This window comes from Staphylococcus sp. HMSC036D05, assembly GCF_001836225.1.
Lineage (GTDB): Bacteria > Bacillota > Bacilli > Staphylococcales > Staphylococcaceae > Staphylococcus > Staphylococcus caprae.
Genome location: NZ_KV827773.1, coordinates 385877 through 410421, shown reverse-complemented (window position 1 = coordinate 410421; position 24545 = coordinate 385877). Strand labels below are relative to the sequence as shown.

General features: G+C 32.7%; 24 protein-coding genes. 8 read left to right on the top strand and 16 right to left on the bottom strand.

Annotated features, from left to right (window positions below):
- Positions 1-39: 39 nt before the first annotated feature.
- The 5 genes from HMPREF2580_RS02455 to HMPREF2580_RS02435 all read right to left on the bottom strand — a co-directional run bounded on the left by HMPREF2580_RS02455 (position 40) and on the right by HMPREF2580_RS02435 (position 4751).
- Positions 40-729, bottom strand: coding sequence for a ribose 5-phosphate isomerase A (locus tag HMPREF2580_RS02455; RefSeq protein ID WP_070830289.1), 690 nt, complete (start codon positions 727-729; stop codon positions 40-42).
- Positions 730-1019: 290 nt separating this feature from the next.
- Positions 1020-2030 (bottom strand): aldose epimerase family protein, encoded by a 1011-nt coding sequence (locus HMPREF2580_RS02450; RefSeq protein ID WP_070830288.1) that lies wholly within the window; start codon positions 2028-2030, stop codon positions 1020-1022.
- 29 nt (positions 2031-2059) lie between these two features.
- A complete protein-coding gene (locus HMPREF2580_RS02445) occupies positions 2060-2386 on the bottom strand; it encodes a YnfA family protein (protein WP_070830287.1) in 327 nt (108 codons plus the stop codon).
- Positions 2387-2623: 237 nt separating this feature from the next.
- Entirely contained in the window at positions 2624-3859 is a 1236-nt protein-coding gene (locus HMPREF2580_RS02440) for an ABC transporter permease (RefSeq protein WP_070830286.1), read from the bottom strand.
- On the bottom strand, positions 3852-4751 hold the full coding sequence (locus HMPREF2580_RS02435; protein ID WP_002443927.1) for an ABC transporter ATP-binding protein: 900 nt from the start codon (positions 4749-4751) through the stop codon (positions 3852-3854). The genes HMPREF2580_RS02440 and HMPREF2580_RS02435 overlap by 8 nt, the downstream gene beginning before the upstream one ends.
- Positions 4752-4934: 183 nt before the next feature.
- Here HMPREF2580_RS02435 and HMPREF2580_RS02430 point away from each other — a divergent pair, with 183 nt between their 5' ends.
- Positions 4935-6554 (top strand): ribulokinase, encoded by a 1620-nt coding sequence (locus tag HMPREF2580_RS02430; protein ID WP_070830285.1) that lies wholly within the window; start codon positions 4935-4937, stop codon positions 6552-6554.
- Positions 6555-6693: 139 nt separating this feature from the next.
- On the opposite strand, the gene HMPREF2580_RS02425 is transcribed toward HMPREF2580_RS02430, so the two are convergent.
- The 3 genes from HMPREF2580_RS02425 to HMPREF2580_RS02415 all read right to left on the bottom strand — a co-directional run bounded on the left by HMPREF2580_RS02425 (position 6694) and on the right by HMPREF2580_RS02415 (position 8378).
- Positions 6694-7458: a hypothetical protein gene (locus HMPREF2580_RS02425; RefSeq protein ID WP_070830284.1), complete on the bottom strand. Its 765-nt coding sequence runs from the start codon at positions 7456-7458 to the stop codon at positions 6694-6696.
- Positions 7451-7648: a helix-turn-helix transcriptional regulator gene (locus tag HMPREF2580_RS02420; protein WP_070830283.1), complete on the bottom strand. Its 198-nt coding sequence runs from the start codon at positions 7646-7648 to the stop codon at positions 7451-7453. Before HMPREF2580_RS02420 ends, HMPREF2580_RS02425 begins: the two co-directional genes overlap by 8 nt.
- 130 nt (positions 7649-7778) lie before the next feature.
- Positions 7779-8378, bottom strand: a complete 600-nt coding sequence (locus HMPREF2580_RS02415; RefSeq protein ID WP_070830282.1) for a DUF805 domain-containing protein — start codon at positions 8376-8378, stop codon at positions 7779-7781.
- A 204-nt stretch (positions 8379-8582) separates the two neighbouring features.
- Here HMPREF2580_RS02415 and HMPREF2580_RS02410 point away from each other — a divergent pair, with 204 nt between their 5' ends.
- The gene (locus tag HMPREF2580_RS02410; protein WP_037541616.1) at positions 8583-9191 is read left to right on the top strand and encodes a DNA-3-methyladenine glycosylase; all 609 of its coding nucleotides are present in this window, start codon (positions 8583-8585) and stop codon (positions 9189-9191) included.
- 357 nt (positions 9192-9548) lie between these two features.
- A complete protein-coding gene (gltS, locus tag HMPREF2580_RS02405) occupies positions 9549-10757 on the top strand; it encodes a sodium/glutamate symporter (protein WP_070830281.1) in 1209 nt (402 codons plus the stop codon).
- Positions 10758-11014: 257 nt separating this feature from the next.
- Here gltS and fni read toward each other — a convergent pair whose 3' ends face one another.
- Both fni and corA read right to left on the bottom strand, forming a co-directional pair.
- Positions 11015-12064: a type 2 isopentenyl-diphosphate Delta-isomerase gene (fni, locus tag HMPREF2580_RS02395; protein WP_070830279.1), complete on the bottom strand. Its 1050-nt coding sequence runs from the start codon at positions 12062-12064 to the stop codon at positions 11015-11017.
- 46 nt (positions 12065-12110) lie between these two features.
- Positions 12111-13058, bottom strand: coding sequence for a magnesium/cobalt transporter CorA (corA, locus tag HMPREF2580_RS02390; RefSeq protein WP_070830278.1), 948 nt, complete (start codon positions 13056-13058; stop codon positions 12111-12113).
- Positions 13059-13168: 110 nt separating this feature from the next.
- Between corA and HMPREF2580_RS02385 the strand changes: the two genes are divergently transcribed.
- Both HMPREF2580_RS02385 and HMPREF2580_RS02380 read left to right on the top strand, forming a co-directional pair.
- Positions 13169-13645, top strand: coding sequence for a thioesterase family protein (locus HMPREF2580_RS02385; protein ID WP_070830277.1), 477 nt, complete (start codon positions 13169-13171; stop codon positions 13643-13645).
- A 2-nt stretch (positions 13646-13647) separates the two neighbouring features.
- Positions 13648-14040, top strand: a complete 393-nt coding sequence (locus HMPREF2580_RS02380) for a hypothetical protein (RefSeq protein ID WP_070830276.1) — start codon at positions 13648-13650, stop codon at positions 14038-14040.
- A gap of 49 nt (positions 14041-14089) precedes the next feature.
- Here the strand turns inward: HMPREF2580_RS02380 and HMPREF2580_RS02375 are convergent, their stop codons facing one another.
- On the bottom strand, positions 14090-14989 hold the full coding sequence (locus tag HMPREF2580_RS02375; protein WP_070830275.1) for an alpha/beta hydrolase fold domain-containing protein: 900 nt from the start codon (positions 14987-14989) through the stop codon (positions 14090-14092).
- Positions 14990-15267: 278 nt separating this feature from the next.
- Here HMPREF2580_RS02375 and HMPREF2580_RS02370 point away from each other — a divergent pair, with 278 nt between their 5' ends.
- Positions 15268-15849 carry a hypothetical protein gene (locus HMPREF2580_RS02370; protein WP_241159061.1) on the top strand — a complete coding sequence of 194 codons (582 nt, stop codon included), beginning with the start codon at positions 15268-15270 and terminating at the stop codon, positions 15847-15849.
- 330 nt (positions 15850-16179) lie between these two features.
- Here HMPREF2580_RS02370 and HMPREF2580_RS02365 read toward each other — a convergent pair whose 3' ends face one another.
- Complete coding sequence (locus tag HMPREF2580_RS02365) at positions 16180-18234, bottom strand: DHA2 family efflux MFS transporter permease subunit (protein WP_002443953.1); 2055 nt, start codon at positions 18232-18234, stop codon at positions 16180-16182.
- A gap of 12 nt (positions 18235-18246) precedes the next feature.
- Complete coding sequence (locus tag HMPREF2580_RS02360; RefSeq protein WP_002443955.1) at positions 18247-18894, bottom strand: HlyD family secretion protein; 648 nt, start codon at positions 18892-18894, stop codon at positions 18247-18249.
- Between the two features lie 140 nt (positions 18895-19034).
- Between HMPREF2580_RS02360 and HMPREF2580_RS02355 the strand changes: the two genes are divergently transcribed.
- Positions 19035-19586 carry a TetR/AcrR family transcriptional regulator gene (locus HMPREF2580_RS02355; protein ID WP_070830273.1) on the top strand — a complete coding sequence of 184 codons (552 nt, stop codon included), beginning with the start codon at positions 19035-19037 and terminating at the stop codon, positions 19584-19586.
- Positions 19587-19669: 83 nt separating this feature from the next.
- Here HMPREF2580_RS02355 and HMPREF2580_RS02350 read toward each other — a convergent pair whose 3' ends face one another.
- From HMPREF2580_RS02350 to HMPREF2580_RS02340, 3 genes are all read right to left on the bottom strand, one after another.
- Positions 19670-20884, bottom strand: a complete 1215-nt coding sequence (locus HMPREF2580_RS02350) for a putative multidrug effflux MFS transporter TcaB (protein WP_070830272.1) — start codon at positions 20882-20884, stop codon at positions 19670-19672.
- 339 nt (positions 20885-21223) lie between these two features.
- Positions 21224-22615 (bottom strand): membrane-associated protein TcaA, encoded by a 1392-nt coding sequence (locus tag HMPREF2580_RS02345; RefSeq protein ID WP_002443961.1) that lies wholly within the window; start codon positions 22613-22615, stop codon positions 21224-21226.
- Between the two features lie 283 nt (positions 22616-22898).
- Positions 22899-23354, bottom strand: coding sequence for a MarR family transcriptional regulator TcaR (locus tag HMPREF2580_RS02340; RefSeq protein ID WP_070830271.1), 456 nt, complete (start codon positions 23352-23354; stop codon positions 22899-22901).
- 186 nt (positions 23355-23540) lie between these two features.
- Between HMPREF2580_RS02340 and HMPREF2580_RS02335 the strand changes: the two genes are divergently transcribed.
- On the top strand, positions 23541-24503 hold the full coding sequence (locus HMPREF2580_RS02335; protein ID WP_070830270.1) for a YdcF family protein: 963 nt from the start codon (positions 23541-23543) through the stop codon (positions 24501-24503).
- Positions 24504-24545: the final 42 nt, after the last annotated feature.

The following is a 24545-nucleotide window of genomic DNA, read 5'->3' as shown; positions in this document are numbered from 1 at the left end:
TTGAGGCATTTTGTAACCCTCAAGTTCTTTTTATATATTCTACACTTTATTCATAATTTTAACGCCATCTTGTGTTCCCACAATTACCTGATCCGTCATATCAAGGAAGTAACCTGTTTCTAATACACCCGTTAGATGTATTAAAAATTCATGCATGTCATAAGGGTCAATGCCTTCTGGCAATGTACAATCTAATATGTAATTTCCATTATCTGTCGTAAATGGAACATCCTCATTCACGCGTCTATTAACTTTCACACCTTGAATGTCTTCTATTCTTTTCGCTACTTGATACCAATTAAATTTATCTACCTCAACTGGTAATACAAACGTTTGCCCTAAATAATCAACAAGTTTATTTTCATCAGCAATGACAACGAATCTTTCAGCCATTTCATCAATCACTTTCTCTCTGAATAGTGCACCGCCACCACCTTTAATAAGGTTAAGGTTTGGATCTACTTCATCAGCACCGTCGATAGCTAAGTCAATGTGATTGACATCATTAACCTCAACAATTTTAATATCTAATTCTTTCGCCAGAAAGGCCGTTTTATTTGATGTACATACACCAGTAATATCGTAATGATGTTGATGAACCAATTCAGCAATTCTAGGTACTAGCAATTCGATTGTACTTCCAGTCCCTATCCCAAGCGTCATACCATCTTCTATCTGACTAATCACATCATCTAACGTCATGAGTTTAAGTTCTTTTACGTCTTTCATTTGCTGATTATCCCCTTTTCTCTAATTTCCTTAATTTCATTTTACATGAGTTTAATTATTTTTAAATACCTTTAGATAATGAAATTAATTTTCATACTTTTTCTCTTTTAAAATTAGAGTTCAATCATCTCAATATTTAAAAAGTAAGCAACTGGAATTGATAGCAGTGCCTCATTTAAAACATCCCCATTCACTTAGAGATAACACACTCTGTAAAGTCAAAATATTAAAAACGTCGAGTTACCATTCCAGTTTCATAAAATGGAGACCCGACGTTTTCAATTAATTATTTACTTTTCATTAATTTGATAGCTTGTTTTAGAAAGATAAGGCGTATGTGCTTCTAAAATAGACTGCGCTTTCTCACCATACATGTTGATATCATTAGGGAGATTTTGAGTTTCCACAGTAAATCCAGAATGAGATTTATAAATATTGAAATCATTATCCCAATTTTGTGGTTCATTAAAAGTATATATCACCATATGTGGCATATCTGTTTCGACTTTTAATTCAAACTCATTATTATCAATAAGAAGTTGACGCCCTCCTACCTCAAATGGATGATCTAAACCTTTATATCGTTGCATTTGCTGATGAAGTTTTTCATTTGTACTATTAAATATATCTTTAAACAGTACACCCTTTTCTTTAAATACATCATAGAAATCAAGTGGTGCTTCTTGTTTCACAATATGGTTATCATCCAAAGTAAACATTTTTAAAGAAGAACTTGATATTTTGTGATTATCAACAACATTATTATCTCGATTTAAATTAAAGTACACATGATTTGTTGGATTAAATAGCGTTTTTTGCGTGGATTCCGCTTCATATTTTATCGTCCAGCGTTGATCAGCATCGTAAGTGTGTGTGACTTTAATAGTCATATCGCCCGGATAATGATCTTCCTCTTCTTTAATCGTGGCTGTGAAAATGACTTTGATCTGGCCAATTTCGTCTACAATTTCATAATCAAAAATTCTAGTATCTAAACCTTTAGAGCCACCGTGTATATGGTGTGGATGCTGATTTGCTTCTAATTCATATGTTTGTCCCTCTAATTCAAATGAAGCGTTGGCAATTCTACCTGCATAGCGACCGATAGTGGCACCAAAATTAAAAGGATTTTCAAAATAGAATTCATCAGCCTCTACAACATTCCCTAAAATAATATTATTGTCGTGATACTTCCAAGAAACGATTCTAGCCCCGTAATTCGTAAATACAATCTTCGTTTCATCATTATCAATTTTAATTAAATCAACATCATGTCTTTGATGCTCAACTTCAACTATCATTACATAATCTCCCTTTCAACCACGTTAAATTAAGCTCTGCTAGGTAATAACATCACTAATACGCCTATCATACAAATTAAGCCGCCAATAATGTCATATTTATCTGGAGTCTGTTTATCTATCACAAAAGCCCAAAGAAGGCTCATAATAATAAACACACCACCATATGCAGCATATACTCTACCGAATGTCGGAAACGCCTGAAACGTGGCCACTACGCCATATAGTATGAGTATCATACCACCTAATAAACCTAGCCAATATGAATGGCCTTCCCTTAACCATAACCATATTAAATAGCCTCCACCAATTTCACAGAGGCCTGCTATGATGAAAATAAACGCAGAATAAAACACGATACAATGCACCACCTTTTAAATTTATCTATTCACTATAACGAAGGGGTAGTTCAGTTATAAATAAGAATAGTATTTATTTTAGATTGATATGATAAGTAACATTGTATCAATGTTAGATTCTATAAATCTATCTTTAATTTAACGACGGTATTTTCACTTACATATTGTTACACTTTTTCTTTTAATATTCCATAGGTTTAGAACATAAAAATAAAAGTGCTTGACTTAGTTTGATTAATTCTTTTTCACAAGACGTTGAATTGATTTGAATAATCCCTTTTCAAAAGTAAGCACAGAATCTTTATACGTTTTAACAGCAATCCATAATAATAGTGCGACTACAATGATTGAAATCCCCATACTCACAGCGATTTCCCAAATTTCTAAATCTGAGGATTGAGCACGTACTAATAACTCAAACGGTGCTAGGAATGGGATAAAACTTGTAATCTTAGTAAGCAGCATATCCGGCTTCATGATGCTAAATATTGCAATATAAAATGCGATCATAGCTAATAAAGTTAACGGCATAAGCGTTTGATTCATATCTTCAATTCTCGTTGCTAATGAGCCAAGAATAGCTGCAAGTAATACATAGCTTAAGATACCAACAATAAGGCAAAGTATGCTTACAATGATAATTTGCCAAGCAAGATGATTCATTTGAATGTCAAATTCTTTAAATAAACTTTTTAAATCAAATGCATAGACACAAAGTAATGCCATGATAATAATCATAATAACTTGAGTAAATGCCACAGCAATGACGCCTGCAATTTTAGCTAAAATATGAATCACTGGTGACACACTTGTAATTATCATCTCAATGACGCGAGAAGTCTTTTCCGTAGCAATTTCCATTGCAACTTGTCCTGCGTAATTAAATACAATAAAGAAGATGAGCATTAACGTCGCATAAACTAATATGTAATTTAAAGTTTGTTCTCCTGAATTTAATTGACTATCCTCTTTATTAGAGATGACTTTACTGTCTACATGACTTCTTGCTTGTAATTGTTTCAATTCATTTTGGCTTAAATTGAGATTCGAAGCGACCAATTGAGATTGGATAGAAGTAAGTACCTCAGTCAATTTTTGCTCGTCCTCAGCCTCTACGTTGTCTTTACTCAATATCGTTCCTGATAATTGATGATGCTTATCTTGTTTCACGATATAGGCTTTCTTTAATTTTTCATTTTTTACTAACTTATGCGCATCTTTTTCACTGACTTTTTTAAAAGTGGCGTCATCATCGAGTGCATGACTTTGTTTTTTCAATACTTTATAAATTTGTTCATTTTGCGTCACAACGCCTACTTTATCTGGGCCATTGTCAAATAAATCTATAATTTTATCTATATTTGAAAGTGCAATCATCAGTATGACGATGATAGACATAAAAATGATAAATGCTTTTGATTTAATTTTACTGAGATACGTGAGTTTAAAGGTCGACCAAAATTTATTCATGTGTTTCACCTACTTTATCTATAAAAATGTCATTAAGTGAAGGTTCTAAAACTTGAAAACGTCTTACAAATCCTTGTTCAATCACTTTCTTATAAATATCTTTAGCGATATCTTCATTTTCAATTGTTATTCGAATATCACGTTTATGTTGCTCAATATTTAAAATACCGGCAATCTCATCTAAGCCATCAATGTGATGATCTGCTTCAATAATCACACGCTTATTACCATGTTCAGAGCGAACATGTTGAATGTCTCCAGAAACGACTAACTCACCCTTATCAATGATGCAAACGTCATCACAGAGTTCCTCCACATGTTCCATACGATGTGAACTATATATGATGGTAGAACCTTTATCATTTAAATCTTTTACCGCACGTTTTAATAGCTCTACGTTAACTGGATCCAAACCACTGAATGGCTCATCTAAAATGAGTAGTTCAGGATTATGAAGCATACTCGCAAGTAATTGGATTTTCTGTTGATTTCCCTTTGAGAGTGACTGAATTCGCTTTTTTCTATTTTCCGTAATCGCAAAACGCTCTAACCAATAATCAATACGTTGTCTAATTTCCTTACTAGATAAGCCTTTTAACGTCGCAAGATACGTTAATTCTTCTTCGACAGTCATTTTAGGATGTAAGCCTCGTTCTTCGGGAAGATAACCAATCGAGTTATACATGTGCTTACCTATTTTTTTACCTTCATATGTAATGGTACCTTCTGTCGTCTCACTCAACCCGAGTATCATTCTAAATGTGGTTGTTTTACCTGCACCATTTCTCCCTAAAAATCCTAACATTTTTCCTTTTTCAAGTTTTAAAGAAATATCATTAACTGCAGTGAAATCTCCAAATTTCTTGGTGACATGATCAATTATCAAACTCATATTTTATACTCCTATCAATATGATTTTTTGGTTTAAATTCTTTTTTTAATATAACATTATTCAATTAATTCTTATATGTAAATTTTGAAACTTAATAAACTTTACAAACTTTTTTGTAAGCCCTATCATTATCTATAAGTTTCGTAGCAATACATACTTTTCAAATTTAAAGGGGTTAGACAAATGAGCTACAGTATTGGCATTGATTATGGTACAGCTTCAGGTCGAGTGATTCTTGTGGACACATCCAATGGTGAGATGATCTCAAGCTATGAAGAAACTTATGAGCACGGTACAATTGCCGAGACATTGAATGGCGAAGCACTCCCGCGTAACTATTTCTTACAAAATGCTGACGATTATCTTCATGTTTTAGAAAATGGCGTTAAACATGTATTAGAAGAGAGCAAAGTGAATAAAAATGATGTATTAGGCATTGGTGTGGATTTCACAAGTTGTACGATTGTCTTTCTAGATGAAAATTTTGAACCATTACATCGACAAGATCGTTTAAAAAACAATCCACACGCTTATGTTAAATTATGGAAACATCATGGCGCTCAAGATGAAGCGACACAAATGGTTGAAGCCAGTGAAAAAACATCTAATCAATGGCTCGATTATTACGGTTCAAGCGTCAATAGTGAATGGATGATTCCAAAAATATTAGAAATGAAACATGAAGCACCTGAATTACTTGAACGCACGAGTTATATCATGGAAGCTGGCGACTACATTACAAGCTTGCTTACAAATAAAAATATTCGTTCCAATTGTGGTATTGGGTTCAAAGGTTTTTGGGATGAAGTGAACGGGTTTAACTATGACTTCTTTGAAGCTGTAGATACAACCTTGCCTACCATCGTTAAGGAAAAATGTGAAGCACCGGTCGTACATATAGGTGAAAGCGCAGGAAATTTAGCGGTATATTATCAACAATTATGGAACTTGCCTGAAAAAGTGCAAATCTCTCCATATATGATTGATGCTCATTCAGGTGTACTAGGTGTAGGGGCTATTAAACAAGGTGAATTTACAGCTGTTATCGGCACAAGTACCTGTCATTTAATGCTAGACCCTAAACAAAAACCTATCCCTGCGATTACTGGTTCTGTGAAAGATGCAGTCATCCCAGGTTTATATGCATATGAAGCAGGTCAAGCTGCTGTCGGAGATTTATTTAGTTATTCTGAGCAGTTAGCTCCCAAACATATCGTTGACCAAGCTTTGGAAAAGGAAGTTTCAGTACTTGAATATTTAGAGGAGCTCGCAAGCGACATCGATGTAGAAGATCAACATGTCATTGTACTCGATTGGCATAATGGTAACCGTAGCATATTAAGTGACAGCCATCTTTCAGGTAGCGTCTTTGGCTTAACATTGCAAACACCCTTCGAGATGATTCACCGTGCATATCTAGAATCGACAGCGTACGGTACTAAGATGATCATGAAACAATTTGAAGACAATGAAATTCCAGTTCATACGGTTTATGCCTCAGGTGGCATTCCAAAGAAAAGTCAATTATTAGTGGATATTTACGCAAATGTGTTAAACAAGAAAGTAGTAGTACTTGAATCATCTAATGCTACCGCACTCGGTGCAGCAATGCTGGGCGCCAATGTTGGCGGTGCGTATCCATCATTAAAAGAAACCGTAAAACATATGAAACAGCCTATTTACTACGTCAAAGAACCGGAACCTGATAAAGTCAAAGCATATGACAAACTGTTCGATAAATATCGAAAACTACATGATATTTTAGGTCGTGAAAATCCAGAACTATCCTACATACATGAATAATTGAATCGTCAGATTGGAATGTAGATTTCAAAAAAATATCTCTAAGAGAGTGAGACAGAAATACAATTTAGAAAAATTAATTTCGTCGTCCCAACCTCTTAGAGATTTTTATATGACTATTAAGCTTTACTTTGATGAATTAAGCCTTTTGACTTATATTATTCTTTTTTATTGAAATGACTTTTAAAGTAGCGATAATGATTAAAATGGCATTGAAAATAAGTGTAACTATTGATGCATAAGGTGTATGATTCATCACTATTTCAATGACAATATCTATAATAGAAATAAGACTAAGCGAGATAACCAACCATACGAAGTTCTTTGCGTACTCCATTTCTATCCTCATTCGTTCATATTCGTCACTAAAATGGTATTGAGGTATAAGATGGAGCAATGGCTCCGTGTGATTAATCTTTTCCTTAACTGGAGCAGTTGGTTTATCTGATACTTTAATTCTCTTATCTCCAGTGAAAATAAAGACAATTAATGGGATAAATATGATAAGCGACGAGGGTTGGAAACCAAACATCTTGTTACCTATTAAAATAGGAATGATGATATTGGGAATCAGGTATAGATATGCAAATGCTAGAATTAAAAAGATCGCTCTTTTTATAAAGCTCATTTTATTAAGCATCTTTTTTTCGTTGTCATTTCTAACATATATTTCTTTATTAGTATCACTATATCCATTGGTCACTAACATACTAACTAAGACAACGATACATAAAATGGTGCCTATTAAATATGGAGATAAATACGCGCGTTCAACATCAAGCATGACCTCAAAATAAAACATAGCTATCAAAAAAATAAAAATGAGCGCCCCAAATTTAGCAAATAAACGGTTCAATCTTTGTAATTGATGCTCATCTGTTACTTTAAATAACCGACTAATCATGGTCATCCTCCCAAAATAAATCATTTAATGTCACATTTAGTTCTTTCGCGATATTAATGCATAATTTTAAAGATGGATTATATTTGTCATTTTCTATCATATTAATTGTTTGTCTAGAAACACCAACAGCTCGGGCTAGAGAAAGTTGAGATATTTTCTGATGTGCTCTAAACTGTTTCACTTTATTCAAATCAGTAGCCCTTCTTTCACAATGATTAAGTACTTTTATCATAATCAAACAAATAGGCAGAAGTCAAATATATATGACACTTTTATTTTAAAAAAGCGGCCTCTTTGAGAGACCGCTAGTGAAAAGTCAATTAATTAGTTTTAGCTTTATCAACTGGATTATGGTTTTTACCTTCATAATTAGTTGCGTATTCAGTGAATTTAGGACTAGGTCCATATTTATTTGTTTCTTTCTTACCGTTAAGACAGACCATGACCAAAAGAACAATTGAAAATACCCACTGTATTGCAAGTAATATATATAATAAGAGTAAAACAAAACCATTGTCTGACCATTTGTCATTAAGTGAAATAATGTTGGCAGTAACATTGACAATAAATATTACTATTACACCACTAATTGGTAACCACATTGAAAATGATAAATCATGAAATCTTCTAACTAAAATAGCCAAGTTAGGTATTAAAGTGGCTAAAGCAAAGATAATGCAGTATAAGTAACCTAAAATGAGTAAAGATCCACCAATAGTTAAAGCGGCTTCATCGTGACTTGCCGATCCTATCATCGCAAACATAAAACCTATAAATAGTCCAATTAATCCTGGAATTACAAATATTAAATTCCATAACGTTGCATACCAATACTCGCTTCGTCTTGAGCGACCTTTAAAGTTAACATAATTACTCCAAAATAATTTAAGTGCTCGCCCAAAACTTACTTTATCTCGCATCATTCATTCTCCTTTTTCTGTGTCATGTAAAACTGTTTTAAAATCTTCTACTCTTTGATAAATTAAAAAAGAGTGAACTATAGTAGAAACTTGTATATTGAGTATATCAAAACATTTCTTTAATAAAAATGTATATTTTAAATTTTAATTCTCAATTCAAATTTTCTATAAAGTATTCTTATTATATTTTAAGGTGAGATGATTGTGGACTTTATCAATAAAGCAACAACACAAACTGCTAAAGATTTATTAGGCGTTAAAATCATATATCAAGATGACAATCAATACTACTCTGGCTACATCGTGGAAACTGAGGCTTATCTAGGTTTCAATGACAGAGCCGCACATGGTTACGGTGGTAAACAGACGCCTAAAGTAACTTCCCTTTATAAAACTGGAGGAACGATATACGCACATGTGATGCATACCCACTTACTCATCAATTTTGTCACACGTACACAAGGCGTTCCAGAAGGCGTATTAATTCGTGCTATTGAACCAGAAGATGGTATAGAAGCGATGAAAATGAATCGTGGTAAAACAGGTTATGAAATAACGAACGGCCCAGGAAAATGGACAAAAGCATTGAATATTCCTAGAGCTATAGATGGTTCAACGCTGAATGATTGTCGCCTTTCCATCGATATTAAAAATAGAAAATATCCTAAAGAAATAGTAGAAAGTGGAAGAATTGGTATTCCTAATAAAGGAGAATGGACACACAAGCCACTTCGTTATACTGTTAAAGGCAATCCATATGTATCACGCATGCGTAAATCTGACTTTCAAAATCCTGATGACACATGGAAATAAAAGTAAAGCGAGGCGCTCTTCTGATGTGCACCCCTTAAAGTTAGTTTTTTAGTCCAACTTTTGGGGTTCAGTACATCATCATAGAGCATCCTCGCTTATTTATTATTTAATATCGATATCTCCTGAATCGTTTTGAATATCATGTCTACTATATTTTAATTTATTGTTAACTCTGAATATAATTTAAATTAATATTTTCAGAATTTTAGATATATATGATTAATATTAATTGAATATCTAGATTTATTTTAAATACGTGTGTATAATGGTTAACATGGCCATTTTTATAACGCTTACATAATTATATAGATTAAGTATTAAACATAGGTTTTGGGACTACTTCTAAGGGGGCATTTTATGATAGAGTTAGATGCAATCACAACCTTGTGTTTAGCATGTGTTCTATATTTAATCGGACAATCAATTGTTAATCATGTATCGATATTAAAGAGAATTTGTATACCTGCGCCAGTGATTGGCGGATTACTTTTTTCAATTCTCGTAGCCATACTCGATTCTTTACATATTATTAAAATCAAACTTGATGCATCATTTATTCAGGATTTCTTTATGTTAGCCTTTTTCACAACAATTGGTTTAGGTGCATCATTTAAGTTATTTAAAATTGGCGGAAAGGTCATGTTACTTTATTTCATGTTCTGTGGAATTATGGCCTTTTGTCAAAATATTATAGGTGTTTCATTAGCCAAAGTTTTAAATATTCAACCACTATTAGGTTTAACTGCTGGATCAATGTCAATGGAAGGTGGTCACGGTAACGCTGCTGCATATGGTAAAACAATTCAAGATATGGGTATTGACTCAGCCGTCACTGCTGCACTCGCTGCCGCTACATTAGGACTTGTATTTGGTGGTCTAATCGGTGGACCCGTCGTCAAATTTTTAATTAAACGTTATAACCTAAAACCTGAACATCGTGATGAGTCATTTAAAAATTATGGCGAAGTTGAATATAACAAAACGCTACACAATAAATTCAAACCTACTCAAATCTTTTTCATACAGTTTACAATCTTAGTATTTTGTATGGCATTAGGTACTTATATTGGAAATACTTTTACTGATTTAACAGGTGTAAATATTCCAATGTATGTAGGTTCCATGTTTGTAGCTGTAATTATTCGTAATGTATCAGAACTCTCTGGATGGAATATTGTGGACTTAAAGATTAATGATCAAATCGGGGATATCTCCCTAGGTATCTTCCTATCATTAGCTTTGATGAGTATTCAACTAACTGAAATATACTCACTTGCGATTCCACTTCTGATTATCGTTCTGATACAAGTGGTATTTATGGTCTTATTCTCTATTTTTGTTTTATTTAGAGGTCTTGGTAAAGACTATGATGCCGCAGTAATGGTAGGCGGATTCATTGGTCATGGTTTAGGTGCCACACCAAACGCAATGGCTAATTTAGATGTTATAACTAAAAAGTATGGTAGCTCACCAAAAGCATACTTAGTTGTACCGATCGTAGGTGCTTTCTTAATCGATTTAATTGGCGTTATCATTGTGATGGGCTTCATACAGTTCTTTAGTTAGATACAATATTTACATCAATTATTAGAAAAGAGACTGGGACATATTAAATATCTCAGTCTCTTTTAACATATTGGCAGTAGATGTCTGGATTGAAAGCGCGCTTTCATCAAGCTTCTTCAATCCTAGCCATCCTTGCCGGCGGGGCCCCAACATAGAGAATTTCTTTTTAAGAAATTCTACAAACAATGAAAGTTGGGAGAGGGAAAACGAAATTAATTTTGTTAAATTATATTTCTGTCCCGCTCCCTTTTTATTTATCATCCTCTATGAATATCTAGACTACGTTGCTCAATCCATGAAGTTAATTCCGGACTAAATACGATATCCTTATGTCTCAATGCTTCAATATCTTTTGCATCTAACATCGTCATAATTTTCTTCATATGGTCTAAGAATGATTCAACATATTCAATTGTATTCGTAATTCCTGTTTGCTCCACTTGATTTAAGAATGGTCTCGACATACCAACTGCTTTAGCACCTAAAGCTAAGCTTTTCACGGCGTCTAATGGTGTTCGCAAGCCTCCACTTGCAAAGACATTCAACTTATCCTGATAATCTGTACTTTCAAGTAAAGATTCTACTGTTGATTGTCCCCATTGTGTTAAATAATTCATATCTTTGTTTGTGCGACGTTCATTTTCAATATCAACAAAGTTTGTACCACCACGACCACTTACATCTACATATTGAACACCGATTTCAACTAATGATTTAAAGGTCTCTTTACTCATTCCGAAGCCAACTTCTTTAACAATAACCGGTACATTCACACGTTTCACAATGGATTCAAGATTGTCCATCCATGTTGAAAACTCACGATTACCTTCTGGCATAACTAATTCTTGAGGAGAGTTTACATGAACTTGTAACGCTTGAGCTTCAAGTAAATCAACTGCTTGGACAGCCTTCTCTACAGGTACATCTGCGCCAACATTACTAAATATCATTCCCTCAGGATTGATTTGTCTTGCAATACTGAATGATTCAGCCATTTTAGGATTTCTTAAAGCGGCATGGGTAGAGCCTACTGCCATAGCTAAACCTGTTTCTCTGGCTACAATAGCTAACTTTTCATTAATTTGTTTCGTCCACTCACTGCCTCCAGTCATCGCATTAATATAAACTGGAAATTGCATATCGAAATGAGATGTATGACTCGTTAAATCGACCTGATTGACATCAATATTAGGTATTGAATGATGAACGAATCTCAATTTATCGAAATCAGATTGTGGTGCATCAGTTTGTGACATTGCAATTTCTACATGTTCATTTTTTCTTTGTTCTCTCAGTGAATCACTCATTGAAATACCATCCTTTGTTAAAGTTCATAATATGATTGTTCCTCTTTTAGAACCATTTTTTCCTTTTGAAAAAGATTATTAAAATAATTGTTATCACGAGCATGACGCCTAGACAAACAAAATAGGCATAATGCCATTTTAATTCAGGCATGTAATCAAAGTTCATACCGTATACACCAGCTATAAAAGTTAACGGAGAGAAAATAACTGATACTAGTGTTAAAATTTGCATAATACTATTCATTCTAAATGAAGTAAATGACTCATAGTTTTCACGTATTTCATTTGTCATCTCTTGCGCTGTTCTAATGACACTTCGTTGTTTGATCAAATGATCGTCGATATGTTGAATATACATTGAGTGCTTAGCATCTTTAATGATATTGCCTTCACTTTTAATCGTATCAACCACTTCTTGCATCGGAAACATGACACGCTTAATTTTAATCAAATCAGAACGTAATTGAAAGACATTTTCCATCACACTTTTACTATACCGATCATCAACATGTCGTGCTTCGAAATTATAAACTTTATCCTCGATGCCATATACGAAATCAAAGTATTTATCCACCATACTATCTAGTATATGTATTACTATATCTGCGCAGTCCAAATCAGCATTATGATTTTCAGCATTATATTTAGCTACTCTCTTCAATGATCTAAAGGGCTTATGATGATACGTTACAAGAATTTTATCCTGTAAAAAAACGTTAAGCGCAATTGGAGAGTAATCTGAGTCTATAATACTATGGAATATCATATACTGATATGCTTTATATTCCTTATACTTCACGCGAGGTATACCAGTAATGGCATCATCAATTTCTAAATAGTTGAAATTAAAGTTATTTCTGAGAAAATCATTCTCCCGTTCTGTAGCATTTTCAAAATCATACCAAACAATTGTCGCATCTTTAGGAACATCCCGAACATTTGCTACTTCCGTAAGAGGTTGTGTTAATGATTGATATCTTACGGTTAAGGTCATTTTACTTCCCCCTCTTGTTATCTCTGTTACATTTTATCATGAATTTAATTACGTGTATGTGTTAATTTTATCTAGTAAGATAGTGTTAGGTATAAGGGGAGGAAAAAGAGATGTCTCACACATTCAAGGTTACTCGAAATGTAACCGAAGATTTAATTGATAATAACAATCATATGCATGATGCGTATTACAATATGATATTTAGTGAAGTGGTTAATGAATTTAACTATAGTCATGGCTTATCTCTTGAAGAAAGAGAAGCAAGCCAATATACCGTTTTTACTATTGAGGAACATACAACGTATTTAGCAGAATTGTCATTAGGTCAAACATTCATAGTTGAATTATACCTTTATGATTATGATTATAAACGTACGCATTTCATTTTAAGAATGCTACATGAAGATGGTACTGTTGCAGCTACAAATGAAGTCATGATGATGGGGATTGATACAAAGCAACGTCGTTCTGCGGCATTTCCTGAGAAATATATGAATTTCATTAAAGCATATGAATCAGAGCAAGAAAAAATAGAATGGCCAAAACAACTGGGACATCGAATTGGTATCCCTAAAAAAGGAGAATAAATATGCCTACACGTCAACGCATTAAAAGTGAACTTATAGATTTAAAAGATGATGTTAAATTTGAATTGAGTGAATTAAATAATCAAAAAGAATTGGTTATCAATGGACCGGCGTCTCAACTCGTCAAGCGTGCAATTCATATGAGCTACTTACAAGGGCAAAAGTTTGCGATTGATGAGATTTCAACGTTAATTGAGGAAAATCATATCGATGAAGAATTTCTCATTCAATATAATAATTATGAAAAGCACGTGAGAGATCAAAATCTAGAAAAGAAATTTACTTTTAGTAATTTTACTGATATACCACATCAATTTGATGAATTCATCGCTTCATTTTATTACTTAAAAGGCCAAAACTTTATTGTAACTCATATCAATTCAATCATTGAATAGGATAATGAATAAGGACTTTGGAAGTTTGAACCACCTCCAAAGTCCTGTTTTATTGTTGTATTGCTTTTGTAATTTGTTTAATGACTTTATGCGATTGTCTAATAGGATAAATCGGGAAATCATGAACCATTTTAGGATATTCTTTAAAATCAATGTACTGCCCATTGTCTTCTAATAAATGTGCAAACAACTTCATGTCCGGATTTCCAATTTCCTTACCACCACCATACATATATACAGGAGGTAGACCTTTTAGTTCTCCATACAATGGAGAAACACGCTTATCAGTTAGTGGCAAGCCATTAGACCATGCTTTCATCAACTCATTAACCCCAAATCGACTCACTAAGATATCTTTGTCTTCTAATTCTTCAGTAATATCTTTATTTGATAATGTGGCATCTAATAAAGGTGATATTAAGAATAGTTTACTCGGTACAGGTTGCTGTTCTTCAACCAAGGATTGAACGAAACGCAATGCTAAACCTCCACCAGAACCATCTCCCATAATCACAATATGCTCATTACCTACTTCAGAAACTAATTCATCGTATACTTTTTTGATAGCTTGATAGGTATCTTCAAGATGATATTCCGGCGCTTTTGGATAGATTGGTAATACGACTTCATTTAATGTATTGAGAGCCAATTTATCTAATAATCTCCAATGAAACGGTGACGGTTGTAATGTGTTATATCCACCGTGGAGGTATAAGATTTTATGTTTGGCTTCATGTCTAAAATTAAATCTAAACACTTGCATATCTCCTAGAGATAATTTATCAAGATTAGATTTTACATTTAATGTAGACGGTTGTTTATGCTTTTTACTATTTTCAGTTCTTCTTTTCTCTAAAAATTGTTCTACTTCTTCATCATTGTTAAAGAAAATAGATCTGTTATGAAGTATATATTTATTAACGACTCTATTCATTAAATAGTTTTTCATAGCGTGACCAACCTGCCCCTTTTCAAATTTTAAATTTAGAAAACAATTTGCTTAAATCTGTATATTCGTTTTCTTAAAAAAGATATAATAATACATATATCAATTGCATCTTTAAATAATGATGTCTATTACTGATAGTGATACTTGAATAAAGCCAATTATAACAGACATTATATTAAAAAGATAAAAATAGAAAAAATGTGATTGAAGGAGGCATCATAGTGACTGAAGCAAATCAAAATTCAAGTGATTTCAATTCACAATTTCGTAATCAAGAAATGCATCGTGGTAAAAAATATGGAAAGAAAAAACGTTCTTGGGTAAGTATCGTTATTCATATTATTGTATTAGTTTTAACTGCTATTACAGGATATAGTATGTTAAAGCAACCTATTTTTAATATAGTCTTCGCTAATCAAAAGATTAATTTTCATGAAATACGAAATTTCCAAGATACTGTTACTAAAATTGGAAATTTAGATATTAATTTAGGTGATATGAATGATCTACAACATTCAATAGATAACCTTATTTTAGTTTTTAATATTTTCTTTGTTTTATGTCTCATTAGTATGTTTATAACTGTGATTACTATCATTCTTAATCGAACATTATTAAAAATTTTTAATATCATTATTTTAGCGGTAATGCTTTTTATTACTATGTATTTCAGTTATATCATTCATACAATTGCTCAAAATATTTCAGAGTCTCTTAAGAAATATTATTTAAGTGTTTCACCAGATCAAGTGATTACGGAAGCTGATGCAATTCATAATGGATTAATTCTACTTGCTTGTAGTATTGCGTTATTATTTATTAGTTTATTCTTCCGTAACCGTCTAGCTCGTATACGATAAATTGAAGGCCTATCAATCACTCTTAGTTGAGTCATCGATAGGCCTTTTTATTATGGTTCGCCTGCGCTTTTTGCGCATGCATAATAGTCTAGAAAATATTAAATATATCAGTCTCATTTAACATATTGGCAGTAGATGTCTGAATTGAGAGTGCACTTGAATCAAGCTTCTCTCAATCCTAGCCATCCTTGCCGGGGCGGGACAACGAAAATAATTTTGCTAAATTATATTTCTGTCCCGCTCCCAAAAAAGAATCGATAACGACGGAACGTTACCGATTCTTCAAAAATCGTGCCCCCACAACACAATTTTTTATCTCTTAATTAATATTTACTCTTGGTGAGCTGCTTTATCTTCGGCATTTGCTTTTTCAGCAGATGCTTGTGCTTTTTTCTTACTTTGTAAGAATAAGCTTAAGATTAAGGCAATGGCACTAATCACAGTTGCAATGATAAATGCATCATTAACACCTTCTACAGATGCAAGTTTATTAATATGTTCTAATAACACTTTTAATGCGCCTGATTCGCCACCATATTGTTGTGCTAATTCACGCATATGATCTTGAATGACAGGATTTGTTTTATCTAATTCATCGCCAAATGCTGCAACATGATTAGTTTGTTGAGTCGTCATTACAGTCACCAATATCGCTGTACCTATTGATCCAGCTAATTGTCTCATCGTATTAACAAAAGCATTACCATGAGAAATTAAACGGCCAGGTAATGCATTCATACCTGCTGTCATAATAGGCATCATGATAAATGCCATACCAAATGAACGTAATACATAGATACCCATAATATGAAGATAAGGTGTGTCCATGTTTAATTTACTTAGTTCCCAAGTTGCATAAGTCATAATACCAATCCCAAAGATGGCTAATGGTTTAATACCAATTGTATCTAATAACTTACCTGCAACAGGTCCTAAAGCACCCATAACTAAAGCACCAGGAAGCATAAGTAAACCTGAATCGAGTGCTGAGAAACCTCTTAAATTTTGTAAATATAATGGAAGTAAAATCATACCACCATATAAACTCATCATAACAATCATATTGATAACTGTTGTAAGTGTATATGTTGGATATTTTAATACTTCAAGGTTTAACATTGGTGCTTTCATTCTTAACTCTCTAATAACGAATAAGATAATGAAGATTGTACCAATAATAAACATTGTCACGATTTCAGTTGAACCCCAACCTTTATTACCAGCTTCAGAGAAACCGTATAATAAAGCACCGAAACCGATTGTACTATATATAATACCAGGAATATCAGCTTTTGGATTTGTCGTACGTTGGTAAAGTTTAAACCAGAACATACCAATTACAATTGCGACTAATCCGATAAAGAACATACCATAGAACATAATGTTCCAATGATAATTTTGAACGATATAACCTGATAAAGTAGGTCCAATAGCTGGAGCTAGAATCATTGCGATACCCATTGTCCCCATTGCGACACCACGTTTTTCAGGTGGGAAAATCGTTACAATAACGTTAGAACCTAATGGCATTAAGATACCTGCGCCAATCGCTTGTAGTACACGACCACCCATCATAATTGGGAAGTTAAATGAAATCGCACAGATAAGTGAACCAATTGTAAATAATGCTAAACCTACAATAAATAATTTTCTATAAGAATATTTATTAAATAAGAATGCACTGATTGGAATCAAAATACCATTCACTAACATGAATCCTGTCATCAACCATTGTCCAGTTGAAGCAGAAATATTAAATTCCGTATTAATTTTAGGCAAAGCAACGTTTAATAATGTTTGGTTCAAAATCGCAATGAACATACCAAATAACATTGCTGCTAAAATTTTACCTCTTGAAATACCTTTACCGAAAATGAAGTTAGATTCTTGTTTTTTAATCTTTTCATTGACTCTACCCTCTTCTGAGTTAGGGTCAATTGGATTTAAAACTTCATCTGATTCTTCATTAGGTTGTTCAGTATTATCTTTTTGATGATCTTGTTTCTCATCATTCGCTTGATCTTCGTGTTGATCTGAGCGACGTAGAGAACCAGGATATGCATCATATTTGCTATTTGCATTAGTAGCTTTAGAAGATGTTTGATCTCCCTCATTAGTAGTTTCGAAGTGATGTTTTCTTTTATCATCTTCGATATTATCAGAATGATTTCTGATTTGACTTGAAGCATTGTTAGACTCAGATTGTTTATCTAGATCACTTGCTTTAAATTTAGATTGATAACTTTGATTCTCAGAATCCTTAGTCGAACGTTGTTCCACTTTTTGATCTTTAGCTTTTTTTCTTGATTTTGAAAAAAGTACGTTAATTAGACCAATAAGTATGAGCGCTATAACAATATAAACAATAATGAAGGTCGTTGTCATGAAATGACCCCCTTAATTTTTATGGATTTTAACTTCAGCGTTCATACCTGGAACAACATTTTTAGATGGTTCAGAATCTAGAGAAATTTTAACTGGTACGACTTGTGACACTTTAGTGTAGTTACCGTCACTGTTAGATGAAGGCATTAATGAGAAACTAGCTGCAGTTGCTTTTCCAACTTGTTCTACTTTACCTTTAATAGAAGCTTTTTGACCATCGATATCGATGTCTACATCGTTTCCTTTTTCTACATCAGAAATGTCTTTTTCATCAACGTTTGCAGTAATGTATAAATCATCTAAATTATATGCGTAAGCGATTGGGTTACCAGCTTGAGCCATTGAACCTTCCATGCCGTCAGTTTTAACGATTGTACCGTTTTGAGGCATTTTGATGCTCATATCTTTAGATTGACCACCTTCGCCTTGAGCTGAAACTTCAGCTACTTTATCACCTTTATCAAGTTTATCTCCTTGTTTCACATCTAGAGATTTAATTTCTCCTGAAGCTGGGCTAGAGATTTTGATTTGATCTCCGTCTACTTTTGCATTGTCTGTAGTTACATAGCTTGTTGCATTATTCCAGAACCAGAAACCTAGAACACCTATTACTACAAGAACAATGATAGTAATGACATTCACTAATACCATTTTCTTCATGAATATATCCTCCTATTTGCTTTTAAAATTCACTTTATCTATTATAGAGATGTATCACTAAAAAAAACACCAACATTTTTCACAATTGTGTTGGTTAGCATTTTATATAAAAATATTATTCAGATTGATCAGGTGAAACAATGAAACAACGTGCGAAATATAAAATAATAAAAAGCCTTATTGAATTGATTGAAGAATACCCTTTTGAGGAAATCACAATCAAAATGATATGTGCTTATAGTGGTGTAAATCGTTCGACATTTTATGATCATTTTCAAGATAAATATCATTTATTAGAGAAAATTCAAAACTATCATTTAAATAAATATAAGGCTATATTGAATTCATTCTATAAAGATTTTTATAATATCAAGCAAGATCAAAAGAAATTATATAAATTTTTCTTACTCGTTGCGCGATATATTAAGCGTAAAGAAGCATTTTATAAAGCAACGCTCATTATTCATCCTAATAAGGAAATTGCCCTTGATTATATTAATGAAACAAAGCGATGCTATGAAAAAGTAATGGATAGATATGAAACAACCATTCAGAATAAGCGTATGTTTGTAATTTATTCTGTTGGTGGTCAAGCTGGCATACTTTTTGATTGGTTACGTCATGGTTGCAAAGAATCACCTGAAGATGTCGCTAGCGTCTTACTCGCAAATACAATTAAACTACAACGATAAAATAATAAAAGCTAAACCTAAAATGAAATTCCCCTCTTCAAAGTACGACTTTCTAACAAGCACTTTGAAGAAGGAAATCAACATCATTGATTAGGTTTAGCTTTTTTAAATACTTTCATATTTAATAACTGTAAAATGATTAAAATAATCGCTGTAATGACGATAATTGTTATATAAGGGGTAGTATCATTTTCACCTTTAATACCAACTAAAGGAGACATTAAACCACCAAGAAGCGTTTGAAATAATCCTAATAAACTAGATGAACTCCCTTTACCACTCTTACTTTCATCCATCGCAATTGAAAAGCCTAGTGTGGCAACACCCGTGACAGGTGCCACGAGTATAATGAAACCGATGGCTAATAACCAGAAATTCAAATGATTGATCAATATAAGTGAAACAAGTATCACACCTATAATTTGAATGGCCGTCATGATTCTAAGTAGTTGTTGACTATCCATATAATCTACTAACTTACCTGTCAGTTGACTTGAGATAATCAATGTTATGCCAATAAACGCGAACATGATACTAAATTGGAATGGAGATAAACCATAAATCTTCTGTACGATAAATGGAGATGCTGAAATATAAGTAAATAATAATATAAATGACACGCCCTGTATCAACATAGGTAGAACAAATCGTGGCGTGGCAAATAAATCTTTGAAATTTTTAAACATTGTTCCAATATTGCTATTGGCGCGGTGTTCATTTTCAAGAGATTCTGGAACTTTAAATAAAGTACCTACGAACATGAGTAACCCAAATACAGTCAAAATGATAAAAACCATACGCCAACTGGCAAAACTTAAGATTATCCCACCGAGTGCTGGCGCAATCACAGGCGCAACACCATTTACAAGCATTAGTAAGGATAAAAATTTAGTTAAATCATTGCCTGAATACATATCACTTGCAATGGCTCTTGATATCACTGCTCCTGCGCCACCAGTTAATCCTTGAATCAGTCTTAGTGCAATCATAATCCAAATATTCGTAACGAAAATAATACCTAAACTCGCTAACGTAAATATTATCATTGCTATGAGGAGTGGCTTCTTACGTCCTGAAGCGTCTGAAATTGGACCTGCAAATAAGTTACCGAATGCTAAACCGACCATAAAGAGTGAAATCGTTAATTGTGCATTCGATGCTGTTGTATCAAAATCATTTTTAATATTAGGCAAACCTGGTAAAAACATATCAATCGATAAGGGTCCTATTGCAGTGAGTGCCCCTAAAATGACAATAAATAGTATAGATTTATGATACGTTGAGCGAGAATTTTCCAATATTAACTCCCCTTTTTATTTTTTAAAGCGAACCAACATTTACTATTTCATAAACGTGTTCCGATAATTACTAATATTACTAAATGGTAGCAATAGGGAGTGGGACAGAAATATAATTTAGCAAAATTATTTTCGTTGTCCCTCACCCAACTTTCATTGTTTGCAGAATTTCTTAAAAAGAAATTCTCTGTGTTGGGGCCCCGCCGGCAAGGATGGCTAGGATTGAAAGAAGCTTGATATAAGCGCACTTTTAATTCAGACATCTACTGCCAATATGTTAAAGAAAGCTGAGACAATTAATTATGTCCCAGCCTTTATTTAGACCGCAAACGAAAGCGCTCACTCATCGTCGTCTGCTTTTGTAAGTTGCATGTTACTGTTATCAGAATCTATTTCTAATTCATAATCTTTATTAACGTAATTTCCTGTTAAATCAATTTGTTGGATAGTGGTTTTAATCTTATCTCCACTTCTACTTGCACTCAGTACTTGAGGAGAAATCATTGATACTTTTGTTTGTGTCAGAAAATTATTTTTCATTTGTTTATAAATAGAAGAGTTTTTCTTGTAATAACTTGAAATAAAATCAAAATCATTGATGTCGAAAGCTGTATTAATTGCTGTAGAATAGCCGGTAAAGAACTGAGTTAATTTATTTTTAAGACTATTTTCCTCTTTTTCTTTCTTCTCAACATAGCTGCTAATTTTATCACTTTCAAATTCTAATGTCACTTTGGTATTATCTTTTAAATCATCAGCACTGATTGTTTTAGTTTCAGACTTAAATGTACGTCCTTTAGCTTTACCAGTCGCTGAAATAGTAATATCTTTCGTTTTAGGATATGGTCCATATTCTTTTGAGTTTGAATATGACATTTCTCGATCATTAATTTTAACTTTTTCAGAGCTATCACTTAATTTGCTCGCGCCTTTTAATTTAATATTTAAATACGCTTGATCAAAGTCTTCGGATGCTTCAACTGTCTCAGAACTACTATCTCTAAAATCGAAGTTCAAATTACCGTTAAACGTTCCATTCTGTGTGGTTTTCTTAGCTGGCAATTCATAATTACCTGGAATGAAATTACCAAGTGGGGTGTTTTTGTGCGCGTCTGCGATGACTGTTTTACTTTTACCGCCAGCTTTAAATTCATACTTAGTTTTTTCTTTTGGTTTAATTATCGGTTGTTTTGTTGGAGCCGTAAAACTCATATTATCGAAGAATAGATATCTCGTTCCATTTTTACTTATTCTTAGAACATCTTGACCGCTTCTTGTTTGAATATAAGAAGCGACACTAGAATTATTTTTATTTAATTTACTGACGGTCTCTTTGATATCACTCTTAAAGCTTTTCATGCCGACTTCACTTTTAATATATTTAATATATTCTTTCGCTTCATCCGGATCCACTTTATTATCTTTTGTACTCAACACTGTTGCAACCTTTTGCGTATCATTATTATCAACCGCATTAACTAGAATCTTAGTTTGCGCTTCTGGAGAATTAAAATTCTTTAAAAGGAAGAATAAAATGACAATAAGTATCAAAATAAAAAAGATAATTCCTAGTGGAACAATTCTACGTAATTTAAGGTTCGTAGCGTTATCATTGAATGAATGAGATGATGTTTGTTTAGCTTTATTATTTTTTGGTAGTGATTGCCCACATTTAGGACACTGATTATTATCATCACTGACTGTCTGACCACAGTTTGGGCATTGTTTCATTCTATCACCTCTATTTCTAACACTACATTCAATTCACATTCATATTATATAATTATTTTATCTACCCGTTTTATTTTACAGAGGTTAGATTAAAATTACAATTCTCATTATATGTAGTTTTCATTGTATTTTAATTAAAAGAAAGTTACATACTTATTTAAATTATATAAACAGTTCATCATCAAATAAATACTTATTTAGTCTTATCTCTTAACGATTATCTACACATACATCATTATATTCCTACGAGTGATTCTATGTATAGTCTAAATCTTCGAATAAATTAAAATTTAGAGTTGAAAGATTTGATTCGATGATCAATAATCTCAAGTACTTGTCGTACCTTTTCAATTTCTTCAGTTGAAAAGTCGCTCGTCATATCGTTAGCAATACTGCTCGTGATTGCTTTTCTTTTAGCGATATATTCTTTACCTTTTTCAGAAAGATTAACAATTTTTAAACGTTGGTCGATATTAGCATCAGATTTTTCTAATTTAACTAGGTCAGCATCTAATAATTTTTTAACTCTTCTACTTACTGCCGCTTTATTTACACCTTGTTTTTCAGTAATTTGACTCACTGTTAAAGACTCATTTTTCAACATACTAAGCACATTCGATTGTTCTAATGAAATGCCATACTCATTTTGTAAATCTTTAAGTAACTTAGCCGTCAATCTATTTACATCATTAATAAATTTCTCTAAAAATACAATATGATCTTCTATTCTTCTAACCATGTAGAATCTCCTATATTATTTTATCTATTTCTATAAAAAAATTATTTTTCATACTTTTAAATAATAGCAAGAATACTGGATAATTGAAACCTCAAATTCTCTGAGCAATACTTTATCTTTAAGATTGCTAATTATGATTGGTTAGTCTACATTTATAAGTACAATATAAAAAGAGGAACATCAATCATGATTTCAATCATTTTAACCATCATCGCATTTATTCTCATTGTATCTTTGTACTTTGACCAACCTTTAACACTTAATTTATTGAGCTTTATTTCAACAGTTATTTTAGGTTTCATCATCGTGACGTATCATTTAATCACTTTAACACTGCCCTATGATTTATCCATTATAATGATTATTGCTTCTATACTCATTATAATGAAACATCGTCATTTATTTAACTTTAGTCGTGGTCGTCATTTTCTAAAAAATATGTGTATTAACGCCTATCAACTTGCTTTATTTTTAATAGCTTGTTTCTATATCAGTACAGTTTCAATCCCAGTTATCAATGGACTGGCGTTATGGCTGAGTGCAATTGCTTTTAGCACTTTTTTTGCATTTATATGTTATGTATCTTGGTCATCTGCCTTTGGGAGTCATTCATTTCATAAAAATGTAGATTTGATTATGGTGCTTGGCGCTGGTATCTTCACAGAGCAAGTTACACCTATGTTAGCTGAACGGTTAAACCGCGCAATAAATGTTTATCATTCACAAGCAAAGCCTGTTTATTTCTTAGTAAGTGGCGGGCAAGGTCTTGATGAACCGATTACTGAAGCTTTAGCAATGAAACGTTATTTAATAGCAAAAGGTATACCTGAAGATATAATCTTAATGGAGAATCAATCCACGAATACGTATACAAACTTCTTATATTCTAAACCAATTATTGAAACGCATTTCAAACGTCAGTCGCAACTTCTTTGTGTAACAAGTCAATTTCACATTTTAAGATCGTTACGACTCGCTGAAAAGTTAGGTTTAAAATTTGATGGTATTGGCAGTCATACACCGTACCACTTTTTCAGTAGAGCATTAATCAAAGATTTCTTAGGTGTTATGTATCAATATCGCTTATTACTAACCATTTATTTTGCAATCACTTTTTGGATTAGCATTCTCAGTTTAATTCTAAATTAAAAAGCAAGAGAACCTAATGATGTATGGTTTGCGACATCAACT